8 protein-coding genes and 1 pseudogene are annotated in these 14437 nt (G+C 41.8%); 8 read left to right on the forward strand and 1 reads right to left on the reverse strand.

Annotated features, from left to right (window positions below):
- Nucleotides 1-228 precede the first annotated feature (228 nt).
- From BT_RS23715 to BT_RS23750, 8 genes and pseudogenes are all read left to right on the forward strand, one after another.
- Nucleotides 229-3528, forward strand: coding sequence for a TonB-dependent receptor (locus BT_RS23715; RefSeq protein WP_008766779.1), 3300 nt, complete (start codon nt 229-231; stop codon nt 3526-3528).
- 24 nt (nt 3529-3552) lie between these two features.
- Nucleotides 3553-5148 (forward strand): RagB/SusD family nutrient uptake outer membrane protein, encoded by a 1596-nt coding sequence (locus BT_RS23720; RefSeq protein ID WP_008766778.1) that lies wholly within the window; start codon nt 3553-3555, stop codon nt 5146-5148.
- 42 nt (nt 5149-5190) lie between these two features.
- A complete protein-coding gene (locus tag BT_RS23725; protein WP_008766777.1) occupies nt 5191-6132 on the forward strand; it encodes an endo-beta-N-acetylglucosaminidase family protein in 942 nt (313 codons plus the stop codon).
- 20 nt (nt 6133-6152) lie between these two features.
- The gene (locus BT_RS23730) at nt 6153-7364 is read left to right on the forward strand and encodes a DUF1735 and LamG domain-containing protein (protein WP_225011847.1); all 1212 of its coding nucleotides are present in this window, start codon (nt 6153-6155) and stop codon (nt 7362-7364) included.
- Between the two features lie 29 nt (nt 7365-7393).
- Nucleotides 7394-8344: a BT_3987 domain-containing protein gene (locus BT_RS23735; RefSeq protein ID WP_225011845.1), complete on the forward strand. Its 951-nt coding sequence runs from the start codon at nt 7394-7396 to the stop codon at nt 8342-8344.
- Nucleotides 8345-8406: 62 nt separating this feature from the next.
- Nucleotides 8407-9153, forward strand: coding sequence for a DUF1573 domain-containing protein (locus BT_RS23740; RefSeq protein WP_011109394.1), 747 nt, complete (start codon nt 8407-8409; stop codon nt 9151-9153).
- Nucleotides 9154-9229: 76 nt separating this feature from the next.
- Nucleotides 9230-11114: pseudogene (locus tag BT_RS23745) on the forward strand (alpha-L-fucosidase).
- A 349-nt stretch (nt 11115-11463) separates the two neighbouring features.
- The gene (locus BT_RS23750; protein WP_162303180.1) at nt 11464-13812 is read left to right on the forward strand and encodes a glycoside hydrolase family 3 N-terminal domain-containing protein; all 2349 of its coding nucleotides are present in this window, start codon (nt 11464-11466) and stop codon (nt 13810-13812) included.
- 105 nt (nt 13813-13917) lie between these two features.
- On the opposite strand, the gene BT_RS23755 is transcribed toward BT_RS23750, so the two are convergent.
- The gene (locus tag BT_RS23755) at nt 13918-14394 is read right to left on the reverse strand and encodes a Dps family protein (protein WP_008766771.1); all 477 of its coding nucleotides are present in this window, start codon (nt 14392-14394) and stop codon (nt 13918-13920) included.
- Nucleotides 14395-14437 lie beyond the last annotated feature (43 nt).

The following is a 14437-nucleotide window of genomic DNA, read 5'->3' on the forward strand; positions in this document are numbered from 1 at the left end:
CCTATGAGATAACACAAAGATCGTAAAAAAAGGAAGAAAGCTGCTACCAACAGCTGTCTTCCCCCAATTTTTCAGATTCGCGGTAAGGAGTCTTGCAAACGCTAACCGGAATCAAACCACAGTTCATTATAGTAATAAACTTTAGTTAACCGCAAATGTATGAAAAAAAATCATTCATTTATTGCATTATATCCTAAATATGCTTTAAATCTAAAACTACCTTTAGTTATGAGGATTAGTCTGGCACTACTTTTTGCAGTCGTTTTACAACTATCTGCAGAGAATGGCTATGCTCAACGGACGCATGTTGCCATTTCTATGAACAATGTATCTGTAGAACAGGTACTGAATAAAATAGAAGAAGCTTCCGATTATGTTTTCCTTTACAATGACAAAACGATTCAGAAGAATCGTATTGTTTCTGTGAGAAATAAATCAGGTAAGATTCTGGATATTCTAGATGATATTTTTAAGGGGACCGATATTACGTATACCGTAGTTGACAAGCAGATTATTTTATCGACTAATAAAATGCAACTTGTTCAGCAGGAAGGACAAATCCAAATAAAAGGAGTTGTGAAAGATGCTGGCGGAGATCCCTTGATCGGTGTGAATGTGAAAGTGAAAGATTCTACGGTCGGTACTATCACCGATATAAACGGAAACTTTACGCTACAGACCAGGAAAGGAGATATTCTGGAAATTTCTTATGTGGGATATGCCACGAAAACAGTAAAGGTACAGAATGCCCAAGTTCTGAATATTGTGCTGACAGAAGATACAGAAGTACTGAATGAAGTCGTTGTTACTGCATTGGGTATCAAGAAGGAAGCTAAATCTTTGTCATACAATGTACAGCAAGTAAGCAATGCCGAGATTACACGCATTGCAGATGCCAACTTCGTCAATAATCTGAACGGTAAAGTTGCGGGTGTTACAATTAACTCATCTTCAGCTGGTGTCGGTGGCTCTTCACGTGTAGTGATGCGTGGAACCAAATCATTGAATGGTAATAACAATGCTCTTTATGTGGTTGATGGTATCCCGATGAGTGATATGAGTGCCGCTTCTACACAGCCTACGGACTCATACGAAGGTGCCGGTCAGTCCGGTGATCCTATTTCCGGTCTGAATCCCGAGGATATAGAGAGTATCTCTGTTTTGAGTGGACCGTCAGCTGCAGCTCTTTACGGTAGTGCCGCTGCCAATGGTGTTGTGATGATTACTACTAAAAAAGGTAGGGAAGGACGTACTTCAGTCAGCATATCCAATAATACGACTTTCTCCGCTCCTCTTGTCTTGCCCGAATTTCAAAATACTTATGGGCAGACAGAAGTGGGTAGTTACTACAGCTGGGGCAGTAAATTGAATACGCTGAGCAGCTATGATCCTAAAGACTTCTTTCAGACAGGTGTGAATGTAACAAATGCTGCCAGTCTTTCTACAGGTACTGACAAGAATCAGACTTACTTATCTTTAGGTACTACCAATGCCAAAGGTATTATCCATAATAATGACTACGAACGTTACAATGTCACTGTCCGTAATGTTGCCAAGATGCTGAAAGATAAGCTGACTCTTGACCTGAGTTTTATGCTTAGCTCTGTAAAAGAACAAAATATGACCTCTCAGGGACTTTATTATAACCCGTTAGTACCTCTTTATCTATTTCCTGCGGGAGATGATTTCTCCAAAGTACAGGCATATCAGCGGTATGATTCGGAACGAAATTTACTGACTCAGTACTGGCCTTACAGCACAAGTCTGGCTTTACAGAATCCATACTGGATTACCGAGCATATTAAAATACCTAATCATAAGAACCGTTATATGGCAACTGCATCGGCAAAATATGAATTTGCTGACTGGATTAATGTAACAGCCCGTGCCAAAATGGACCGCAACAACGAACGCCGTGAGCGCATGTATGATGCCGGAACAAATACTTTGTTTGCTTCTAAATACGGTTATTACTCCAAGAGTAATATCGAGAATCAACAGATATACGGTGAATTATTGCTGAATATTAATAAGTACTTTGTCGATAATACCCTAAATGTAACAGCTAATGTGGGTGGGAACTTTGAAAACAATGATTATCAGTCTGATTATTTCGGAGGCAAACTGAAGTCGGTAGCCAACCTCTTTACTTTTGGCAACGTGGATACTTCAGAGAAGAATCTGGCCAACCAATATGGCTATCATTTGAAAAAACGCGCCATATTCGGTAGTGCTCAGATCGGTTACAAGTCTATGGCTTATCTGGATGTGACGGCTCGTAACGACTGGTCATCTACCTTCAAAGGGACGAATACCGGTTCTTTCTTCTATCCGTCTATCGGTCTTTCGGGGATTATCACAGATATATTCCGTTGCAGTACGGATATTATGCCATACATGAAAGTACGTATTTCTTATTCGGAAGTAGGTAATTCACCGGATGTATTTCTGGCTATTCCGACTTATGCGTTGGTTGATGGCGTTCCTGTTACTCAGTCCCGACGTCCTAACCCCAATCTGAAGCCGGAACGTACCAAATCATGGGAAGCCGGATTTAACTTTGTCTTCTTCAAGAACCGTTTGAGATTGGATGGATCTATCTATCAGTCACGTACCTACAATCAGTTCTTTGAACGTACCCTTTCTTCTACTACCGGCTATAAATCGGAAGTAGTCAATGGCGGTCGTGTAGATAATAAAGGTATCGAATTGTCTTTGCGCTTTGAGGACAAATGGGGAAATTTTGGCTGGAGTTCGTATCTGACCTATTCATTGAACCGAAATAAAGTGGTGGAATTGCTGCGCAACTATGAAGATCCTTATACGCACGAACTTACTTCTTTGGATAGAATTGATATGGGCGGGACAAGTATGTATAAAATGATACTGACAGAAGGCGGATCTATCGGCGATATTTATGTGAATACGCTTCGCACGGACGAACATGGAGCTATCTATGTCCATCCTTCGGACCAGGTTGTAGTTACTCAGCCTGATGAATTTGTAAAGGCTGGTAATAGTGCTCCTAAGTATAACCTCGGTTGGGGAAACACATTCAGTTACAAAGGGCTTTCATTGGGATTCCTGTTCACGGCACGTGTCGGTGGTGTAGTTGTATCACAGACACAGGCGACGATGGACGCATACGGCTCTTCAAAGGCTACAGCTATTGCCCGTGATAATGGCGGAGCCATTGTTAACGGTCGTCCAATCGGTGCGGAAGATTACTATACGAAAATTGGAGGTGCAGGTGCTCAGGGTGGTATTGGTTCTATGTACACCTACAGTGCGACTAATGTCCGTTTGGCTGAGTTATCGTTAGGCTATGATATTCCTATCAACAAGTATGTGGACTGGATTAAGGGGTTGAACGTATCTTTCATCGGTAAGAATCTCTTTTTCCTTTATAGAAAAGCTCCGTTCGATCCGGAACTGACAGCAAGTACAGGCACTTACTTTCAAGGTATCGACATGTTTATGTCGCCAAGTCTGCGTAATTTGGGATTCTCTGTGAAAGTTAATTTCTAATCAAACTTATAAATTGTAGAAGATATGATATTAAATAAAATACTATCATGGAACAAACTTTCCATTCTCGGGATATCTTTGATGCTATTAAATAACATTTCGTGTATCGACTATGAGGATAACGTAAATCCGAATGAAGTCACCGAGGAAATGATGGAAGTAGACAACTTGAAGACGGGTGCTTTCTTTTCGCAAATGCTGCGTCGGGTTGTAATCATAAATGATGGCGACAAGCTCGACTCTGACTATCAGATTGCTCAGAACTTATCGCATGACCTTTATTCGGGCTATATTGCCGCTACCTTAGGATCTACCAATCATAACGGGCAGTATAACTTTCAGGAACAATGGGTGAATGCCACTTTTGATTATGCCTATACCGGAATTATGGCACCATGGCAAAGTATTCACAAAATAGCCACTGAACAGGAACTGCCGGAAGTTGACGCATTGGCTACCATCGTAAAGGTAGAAGGCATGCACCGTATTGCTGATACATTTGGTCCTATTCCATATGTAAACTATGGCTCTTCCAGCTTATATGACGCATTGGATTTGGTTTATAATAAGTTTTTTGAAGAACTGGATAATGCTATCGAAGTATTGAGCAATTATGTGAACGGAAATGTGGATGCTAAGCTGATGAGTGACTATGACTGTGTATATGGGGGGGACGTAGAGAAGTGGGTGAAGTTCGCCAACACACTGCGTTTGCGTCTTGCTATACGTGTTTCATATGCGAATCCCACACTGGCAGAAGCACAGGCAAAGAAGTCGATGGAAAACATGTTCGGCTTTATCGAAAGTAAAGCGGAACGTGCCGAACTTTCGCATAATTCATTGGAATATCATCATCCGTTGCACGAGATTGCCTATAACTTCAATTCGGGTGACTGTCGTCCGGGTGCTACCATCGTAGCCTATTTGAACGGACTGAATGATTCGCGAATCAGCTCTTATTTTACAGCAGCCGATGACGGTGAATATCATGGCGTACGTATTGGTATCACAACAAGCAATATGAGCAATTATCAAGGCAATAAAATCTCTAATCTGAATATTAACCGTGCTTCTACTCCGGTAGTATGGATGACGGCTGCCGAATCGTTCTTCCTGCGTGCCGAAGGTGCATTACGTGGCTGGGATATGGGTGGAACGGCCAAATCATTCTATGAGCAAGGTGTACGCATGTCGTTTGAGGAGAATAATGCCGCCGGTGTAGACGATTATTTGGCTGATCATACTTCGACTCCGGGTGCTTTTGCAGACAATGTGGGTAGTGATAATTATACTTTCAGCAGCAGGGTTACTCCTGCATGGGATGATAATGCCGGATTTGAAGCTCAGTTGGAACGCATCATTACACAGAAGTGGATTGCCAATTATCCCGACGGTCCCGAAGGCTGGAGTGAATATCGTCGTACAGGCTATCCGGAAGTTATTCCTGTAGTAAGAAACAGTAGTAATGGTACGATTGATACCCAGTTACAAGTCCGCCGTCTGCCTTATACACGCGACGAGAAGATCAACAATGCTAGCGGCGTTGCCAGTGGTATATCGGCTTTGGGTGGTCAGGATACGGGTGGAACTAAACTCTGGTGGGACAAAAAATCCCGATAACAGGAGAATGGACATTGTTTAATTCTAAAAACACTAATTACGATGAAAACAAAAATAACAGGTTTACTGACTTTCCTTATCGGAACATTCTTTTTCTATAGTTGTGATACCGATGTGGAAGCGTTAGAAATTCAGAAACTGAAAACATATGACGAGCAGTATTTTGAGAATCTGCGTGCTTTCAAGAAAAGCGATCATGAGATAAGTTATGCTTATTACGAAGCGTGGTCACCGATTGAAGGTGTGACCGGCTATAAAGATCCCGCGTCGTGGGGTGAACGTATGGTAGGACTGCCTGACAGTATAGATATTGTAAATCTTTGGATGGGAATACCGACAGCAGAGACACATCCGATAGCATATGCGGATATGCAATACTGCCAGCGGAAATTGGGTACACGTTTTGTCATGCATGCCGATGCTTCTCATTACAGACACCAGTTTACCGTTGATGGGGTTGATTATGATCTTAGCCAGAATAAGGACGATGAAGCGATGGCTGCATATGCAAAATGGATTGTGAATCAAGTGTTGGAACCGGGACTTGATGGAGTAGACGTTGACTGGGAAGGTTGGAGTGGTTCCGATTTGGTCAGATTGATAAAGGAACTTGGCAAGTATTTTGGTCCTGAAGGCGAACAGCCGGATAAGTTGCTTATCGTTGACTACTTTAGTGGAACACCACCAACAGACATCATACCTTATTGTGATTATATCGTTCAACAGGCTTATAGTGATCAAGTGGGGTTCTTGACTCAACCCAGTAACTTTCCACCCGAGAAGATGATTTACTGCGAATCGTTCGGAGTATTCTATGCCGATGGGGGACAACTTATGAACTATGCACGTTGGGAACCGTCGAAAGGCCGTAAAGGCGGTTGTGGAGTATTCTACTTAGGAAGAAATTATTATTCTTCATCGGGTATACCTTATAATGAATTCCGGGAGGCTATTCAGATAATGAATCCTGCTGTAAATGAGTAAACAATGAATAAATAAGAATCATGATGAAAACATATATATTTAAACATTCTTTGTTGGGAGTTATATTAGGTTTATCCATTCTGGGTTGTACAGAAGGTGATAAGTTTGATTATAACAAGAATATGGCTTTTATTACAGGGACAGAGACTACTCCTGTAACCAAGTTTGTGGTAGAAGATACCCCTTCTTCGTATGCCGTCACTGCTTCTACTACTGATAAAGTAGATAAAGACGTAAATGTGAAGTTTGCCATTGACAGGTCACTGGTAGAGACATATAATAATGAACATAATACTAAATATTATGCGATTCCGGAGGGCGCTGTGACTCTTGAAGATGCTGATGCTGTGATTCAGGCAGGTAAAGCGTTTTCTACTCCTGCTACAGTTAAAGTTATTTCTACCGAAGACTTTGCAGAAGGGCGAGTATATGTAGTTCCAGTTACTATGGTAGAAGTGGATGGACTTGAAATATTAAAACCTTCGAAAACTATTTTCTTGCAGATATCTCGTGTTATTCATTTCACCTCATTGAATATCAGCAATACGAATCTTTATAGTAACTTTATTTTCTCAGATGATAAGAAACAGGAATTGTCTAACTTCACCTATGAGATCAAATGCTATTCTCAAGAGTGGCATCGTATAGCTCGTCTGTGTAGTTTCACTTCTGCTGACGAACAGCGCTCAAGTATGCTGCGATTTGGAGAAAATGGATTAGATATCAATGCCTTGCAGTGGGTAAGTCCAAGTGGAAGTATTGTATCGAGTACACGTTTTAGCACTGATCGTTGGTATATGATCTCGTTGACATATGATGGCAGTAAACTGACTATGTATGTAGACGGAGTGAAAGATGCACAAGGCGATGGTGATGGTAAACCGGTCGATTTCCAGCGTTTTGAACTAGGAATGTCGTGGACGGGATATCGCGGATCTCAGTATTTTCGTGGCCGTATTGCTGAAGTTCGTGTCTGGAACCGTGCTTTGAGTACAGGCGAACTACAGATGAATCTTTGTGGCGTTGATTCACAATCAGAAGGTTTGGTTGCATACTGGAAAATGAATGAAGGCGAAGGACACATCTTTAAAGATGCAACAGGACATGGCTATGATATGGATTGGACGAACACTGCCCGTGAAATAAATGAAGGAGCTGGATTAACATATAATCTGAATTATAGCAGTGCTATTGCATGGGACAGTGATGATAATAACAGATGTAACGAGTAACGAAATAAATGATTGCTATGAAAATAAATATGCATATCTTAGGATTGTTGGTTGTAGTCGGATTATTTAGTCTTCAGTCTTGTGATGACGAAAGTTACGATATCGAAGGAAGCAACCAAAATTATGTATATATTAATGTGAACCGTTGGACTTCAACAGAATATCCTCAAAATACATTTGTCTATGAAGTGTTGAGAACACCGATTGGCTCTAGTTTAGAGAGTGGACCGGAAATAGTTAAGGTAGGGGTACGCTCTACTAAAGTTGCCTCTAAAGATATAACGGTTACTTTGGATATTGATAATTGTGCATCCATAGGTGAATTTTCTTCTTTCCCTGACGGGGTAAAAGTAACCTTGGATAAAAAAGAACTCGTGATTCCTGCGGGAAGTATGCTTTCTTCTGATTCAGTTACTATTGAAATAGAGGATGGAAAGTGGAGCGAGTTTGTCAATACAAGTTATCTTTTACCGCTAAAAGTAACATCGGTATCGAATGCGGCATTGAGTGAAACTCATTCCTCTGCTTATCTCGCTGTTAGCACCTCTTTTACGAATTGTGTTCCGGGAGCAACGAGTGTGGAAGGCACATTAATTAGTGATAGAAGCGCGTGGACTGCCACTAACAATGGTGTAGATGTTGGAACAACTCTGTTCGACGGAAATACAAGGACTTATCCGTCTCAGGATGCCAGTTCTACCGTTATTGTTAATTTGAATGGCGTATACCAAAACATAACAGGAATTCGATTACAGTATTATTCCCGTAATTATAGTTTGTCCAGTGCCGCTGTCTATACAAGTGAAACAGGAGGTGAAGATTATGAGTATCAGGGAAACGTTACTTTCTCTCGTGCAACGCCGCAATATATTCGTTTCTATGGAGCTGTGAGTGCTCGATATGTCAAACTTGAATTATTGCCGTATAGTAGTGGATATGGGATTGTTTTGTCTGAGTTTGATATGTATCAGAATGAATAAACGGGATTGATGAAAGTCTCTTATAATAGCTAATGAGTTATTATGAGAGGCTTTTGTTTTAAATGAAAAAAAGTATGGTGCTGCGCTTTATTATATTGATTTGTTGCATTAATTTGTATTTGGTTGCCTCGTACGCACAGACTCTTTCTGACGAACTGGTGTTCGAAGAACGTGTCTTTGATTTTGGAGAAATAAAGGAAGAAAATGGACTGGTTTCACATGAATTTGAGTTTAAGAATGTCAGTCAAAAAGTTATTTCTATCAATGGAGTAACAAGCGGCTGTGGTTGTGTACAGTTTGAATTTCCTAAAGAACCGCTCCGACCGAATACTACAGGTAAAGTGAAAGTGACTTACAATCCGGCCTACCGACCGGGCTTCTTTAGTAAAGAAGTAGTTGTTTTGAGCAATAACAATGCCAACTACAACCGTATTTGGGTAAAAGGCACCGTCATTCCCTGCAAACATCCGGTATCAGAGAATTATCCGTATGAGTACGGTAGTGGACTTTGGATGAATTTCGAAGTAATGGCATTCGGTACCATAGGCAAAGGCGGTACGAAAACAATGAAACTGAAATACGTAAACGATACCGATAATGATATACAGCTTATGTTTGTCGTTATAGGTGGTAATACAGATCTTAAGTTTACCAGTCCCCGTCAGGTGAAAGCCCGTGAAGAAGGTGTGATGCCCGTTGAATATCAATATTCCGGCAGCTTTCCGACCGAAACACGTGTCTATCCTGTGATCAACGGGCGGGCATTAATGAAACCGCTGAAGATAACATGTACCAATCCGGTTGATTAGTAATATAATATTTCCTATCTTAGCACCGGCAAATAAAATAACCTGAAAAGATAAAACTATAAATGAATCGAACACCATGAAGAGAAAACCAATCGCAACCAGTATTTCTACAGTAGTATTCAGTCTACTTTTAACAGGATGTCAGAGTGTTTCGGCACCGGAAGCTATTTTACCCGTTCCTCAGGAAAAGCAAGTAAATTGGCAGAAGATGGAAACATATGCCTTTGTACACTTCGGTCTCAATACCATTCAATGACCGTGAATGGGGTTATGGCGACTCTGATCCGAAAACGTTCAATCCTGCTCGTCTGGACTGCGAACAATGGGTGCAGACATTTGTCAATTCCGGTATGAAAGGAGTAATCCTGACTGCCAAACATCATGACGGCTTTTGTCTGTGGCCTACACAGCTTACCGAATACTGTATTCGAAATACCCCTTACAAAGACGGTAAAGGTGATATTGTACGCGAACTTTCCGATGCCTGTAAGAAGTATGGAATCAAATTTGCCGTTTATCTCTCTCCGTGGGACAGGCATCAAGCCAATTATGGAACGCCGGAGTATGTAGATTATTTCTATAAGCAGTTGCATGAATTGCTCACTAATTATGGTGATGTTTTTGAAATCTGGTTTGACGGAGCCAACGGAGGAGACGGTTGGTACGGAGGAGCGAAAGACGCACGTACGATCGACCGCAAAACATACTATGATTACCCGCGGGCATATAAGATGATCGATGAACTGCAACCGCAGGCTGTGATTTTCTCAGACGGAGGGCCGGGCTGCCGTTGGGTAGGAAATGAGAATGGATTTGCCGGAGCTACTAACTGGTCTTTCCTTCGGGCAGGCGAGGTATATCCGGGATATCCCAAGTATCGGGAATTACAGTACGGTCATGCCGATGGAAATCAATGGGTCGCTGCCGAGTGTGACGTTTCTATCCGTCCGGGATGGTTCTATCACCCAGAGGAAGACGACAAGGTAAAAACAGTCGATCAACTGACGGACTTGTATTATCGTAGTGTAGGTCATAATGCGACTTTATTATTAAACTTCCCTGTAGACCGCAACGGTTTGATTCATCCGACCGATTCATTGAATGCTGTTTCATTCCATCAGAGAGTTCAGAAAGAGTTGGCAGATAATTTATTGAGCAGTGCAAAAGTATCAGCTTTCGACGAGCGTGGAGGACAATTTAAGGTTCGTGCCGTAACGGACGGAAAGTACGATACTTATTGGGCAACCAATGACGGAGTGACTACCGCCGATTTGACTTTCACTTTTAGTCAGCCGACGAAGATGAATCGGGTAATGATTCAGGAGTATGTACCTTTGGGACAAAGGGTTAAATCCTTTGTTGTAGAATATAAGGAGGGCGATCAGTGGCTGTCGGTTAAATGCAACGAAGAAACTACAACCGTAGGATACAAACGTTTGTTACGCTTTGAAATGATCGAAACAGAAGAATTGCGTATACGGTTTACGGATGCTCGTGCATGTTTGTGTATCAATGAGGTCGGGGCTTATTACGCTCCCGATGCAACGGAAAATTATACACCGGCAACCTCAGAACTGAAAAGTTTCCCTTTTACAATTTTGGGAGTGGATACGGAAGAAGCAAAGAAATGTAGTGACAAGGACGATCAGACTGCTGCTTTAATCTCAGGCAAGGAAATCATGATTGATCTTGGTGAAAATCGTACAATCCATTCATTCTACTATTTACCTGATCAAAGTGAATATAGTAAAGGATTGATCTCATCATACGAACTGTCTGCCGGTATTACCGAAGAGGCGATGCAAGTCGTAGCACAGGGAGAATTCTCGAACATCCGTAATAATCCGATTCTTCAGAATGTGTACTTTAGTCCGGTTGAGGCTCGCTATCTTAAGTTAAAAGCGACTCGTATGGTGGACGAAAGTGATTCTTTGGGAATAGCGGAAATTGGGTGTCGATAGCCTCTCTCTAGAATATTTTTTGATTTTATCTGCAATATCTGCCACCTGCTTGTTTATTCGGTGATTTATAGTGGCTTATTGTGTTGCAGATACCTGTTGCAGATGTGTTGCAGATAATTTATCTGCAACACAGGGGTTATTATATCTTTGTGTGATCTCTTGATGGATTCTTTGAATTGATAGTATCTTGGTTTGTTTCAATTGGCAGAACATTTAGTTTCTGAGGCTTGAAACTAGAGTTTCTCCTGTTTGAAACTAAAGTTTCATCAGCTTGAAACTAAAGTTTCACCGCATGAAAACTTCTGCGAAACCAGCGGAAAGTAATTTTTATATTATATCATATTGTATGTTGACAAAGCGATTATATATTTTGATTGTAGGATTGGCGATGAATGTCGTGGCTTTTGCCCAATCTTCTCTGTTACCTTATAAAAATCCGGTCTTGTCTGTTGATGAACGGGTGAAAGACTTGCTTTCACGTATGACATTGGAAGACAAGGTCGGGCAACTATTATGTCCTCTTGGCTGGGAAATGTACGAAATAAAGGACGATGAAGTACATCCTTCTGAAAAGTTTAAAAGACTAATGAAAGAAAAGAACGCAGGTATGCTGTGGGCAACTTATCGTGCGGACCCTTGGACTAAGAAGACATTGGAAAATGGCCTCAATCCCGAGCTGGCTGCCAAAGCCGGCAACGCATTGCAGAAATATGTGATTGAAAATACCCGTTTGGGTATTCCTTTATTTTTGGCTGAAGAAGCACCTCACGGACATATGGCGATTGGAACGACCGTTTTTCCAACCGGCATAGGGATGGCGGCAACTTGGTCACCGACACTGATTGAAGAAGTAGGGAATGTGATTGCTAAAGAGATTCGTTCACAGGGAGCACATATCAGTTATGGTCCTGTACTGGATTTATCTCGTGATCCTCGCTGGTCACGTGTAGAAGAAACCTTTGGTGAAGATCCCGTATTGAGTGGACGACTGGGAGCGGCGATGATCCTAGGGCTAGGTAGCGGAGACCTGTCCTGTGAATATGCTACCATCGCTACATTGAAGCATTTTCTGGCTTATGCAGTACCGGAAGGTGGACAAAACGGTAACTACGCATCGGTAGGGACCAGAGATCTGCACGAAAACTTTCTTCCTCCTTTTCGGGAAGCGATCGATGCGGGAGCACTGTCTGTGATGACCTCCTACAATTCAATAGATGGTGTCCCCTGTACGGCCAATCATTATCTGCTGACACAATTACTGCGTAACGAGTGGAGATTCCGTGGCTTTGTTGTTTCGGATTTATATAGTATTGAAGGAGTCCATGAAAGTCACTTTGTTGCCCCTACTATAGAAGAGGCAGCTATGCAGGCCGTTTCTGCCGGAGCAGATATTGATTTAGGTGGCGATGCGTTTATGAATCTTACTCACGCCGTTCAATTCGGAAAAATCAGTGAAGCGGTGATTGATACTGCCGTATGCCGGGTATTACGGATGAAGTTTGAAATAGGATTGTTTGAACATCCTTATGTAAATCCGAAAACAGCAACGAAGATAGTGCGTAGCAAGGACCACATCAAATTGGCACGCAAAGTGGCGCAATCATCTATTGTATTACTGAAGAACGAGAATTCGATTCTTCCTTTGAATAAGAAGATAAAAAAAGTAGCAGTTGTCGGACCTAATGCGGATAATCGTTATAATATGCTGGGAGACTATACAGCTCCGCAAGAAGATGAAAACATAAAAACCGTGTTAGACGGAGTGATCTCCAAACTGTCTCCTTCTAAGGTGGAGTATGTGCGTGGATGTGCTATTCGTGATACGACAGTGAACGAAATAGCGGAAGCGGTGGAAGCAGCTAGCCGTTCGGAAGTCATAATAGCGGTGGTAGGAGGATCCAGCGCACGTGATTTCAAGACGAGCTATCAGGAGACGGGTGCAGCAATTGCTGACGAAAAGAGTATCAGTGACATGGAATGTGGCGAGGGGTTTGACAGGGCTACCTTGACTTTACTGGGAAAACAACAAGATTTATTGATTGCATTGAAGGCTACCGGAAAGCCACTGATCGTTGTCTATATTGAAGGTCGTCCGCTGGATAAAGTCTGGGCATCCGAGTATGCCGACGCATTGCTGACCGCTTCTTATCCGGGGCAGGAAGGAGGGTATGCAATAGCTGATGTTTTGTTTGGAGATTATAATCCTGCCGGACGATTGCCGGTTTCCATCCCCCGTTCTGTCGGACAGATACCTGTCTATTATAATAAAAAGGCTCCCCGCAATCATGATTATGTCGAACAAGCTGCTTCTCCATTATACACTTTTGGCTATGGGTTGAGTTATACCACTTTCGAATATTCGGATTTACAGGTAATACGTAAATCTCCCTGCCATTTTGAAGTTTCATTCAAAGTGAAAAATACAGGAAGCTATGACGGTGAAGAAGTGGCACAACTTTATCTGAGGGATGAATATGCTTCAGTAGTTCAGCCTCTCAGACAATTAAAGTGTTTTGAACGCTTCTTCCTGAAAAGAGGAGAGGAGAAGGAAATCTTTTTCACTTTGACCGAAAAAGACCTGTCCATTATCGACCGGAATATGAAACGTGTTGTGGAAACAGGAGATTTCCGGATAATGATTGGTGCCTCTTCGGATGACATAAGACTAACAAAAGATATTTCTGTAGAGAGTCTGTGAGTGACGAAGAGACTTATTTCTAATCTGAGTTTATAAACATGGAACAGGCTGATTCTGAATAATCACGAGTCAGCCTGTTTTTCACTTAAAACCTAAACCTTGTATTTACTTGCTGTTATAAGCCGTCAACATCCAAACCAGCTTTTCCTGTTCTTTCAGATAATCGCTCATCATCGAAACGGTTACTTCATCTCCGGCTTGTGAAGCGATAGACAGAATCTTGCGTTCTTCACCGATCAGATAACTGATAGACTGTAGTATGTTATCCAGTGCCTGTTCTCCGTTGCTTACCTTATCCACTTCGTTAATATTGGCTACTTTCAGATAATCACTGAATTTGTTGGCAGGAGTACCGCCCAGCATCAGGATACGTTCTGCGATTTCGTCCACTTTTTCGGCAGTGTCATCATACATCTTTTCGAATTGGCTGTGAAGTACGAAGAAGTCATGCCCTTTGATATTCCAGTGGAAACCGCGGAGGTTGGTGTAATATACTTGGAAGTCTGCCAGTAATTGTTGCAAAGATGCTACTACGTTGTTTGCTCCCGATTCGTTCAATTTGATAAATTCTAAAGTTTTCATATTCTATTTGTTTTTAATGATTTATATTCGTTTTCTTTTTTCT

Source organism: Bacteroides thetaiotaomicron VPI-5482 (genome assembly GCF_000011065.1).
In the GTDB taxonomy this organism is placed as follows: domain Bacteria; phylum Bacteroidota; class Bacteroidia; order Bacteroidales; family Bacteroidaceae; genus Bacteroides; species Bacteroides thetaiotaomicron.

Coding starts and splice junctions, on each gene's coding strand:
- BT_RS23740 (WP_011109394.1), top strand. CDS start 8,407: ATGAAAAAAAGTATGGTGCTGCGCTTTATTATATTGATTTGTTGCATT.
- BT_RS23725 (WP_008766777.1), top strand. CDS start 5,191: ATGAAAACAAAAATAACAGGTTTACTGACTTTCCTTATCGGAACATTC.
- BT_RS23735 (WP_225011845.1), top strand. CDS start 7,394: ATGCATATCTTAGGATTGTTGGTTGTAGTCGGATTATTTAGTCTTCAG.
- BT_RS23720 (WP_008766778.1), top strand. CDS start 3,553: ATGATATTAAATAAAATACTATCATGGAACAAACTTTCCATTCTCGGG.
- BT_RS23730 (WP_225011847.1), top strand. CDS start 6,153: ATGATGAAAACATATATATTTAAACATTCTTTGTTGGGAGTTATATTA.
- BT_RS23715 (WP_008766779.1), top strand. CDS start 229: ATGAGGATTAGTCTGGCACTACTTTTTGCAGTCGTTTTACAACTATCT.
- BT_RS23755 (WP_008766771.1), bottom strand. CDS start 14,394: ATGAAAACTTTAGAATTTATCAAATTGAACGAATCGGGAGCAAACAAC.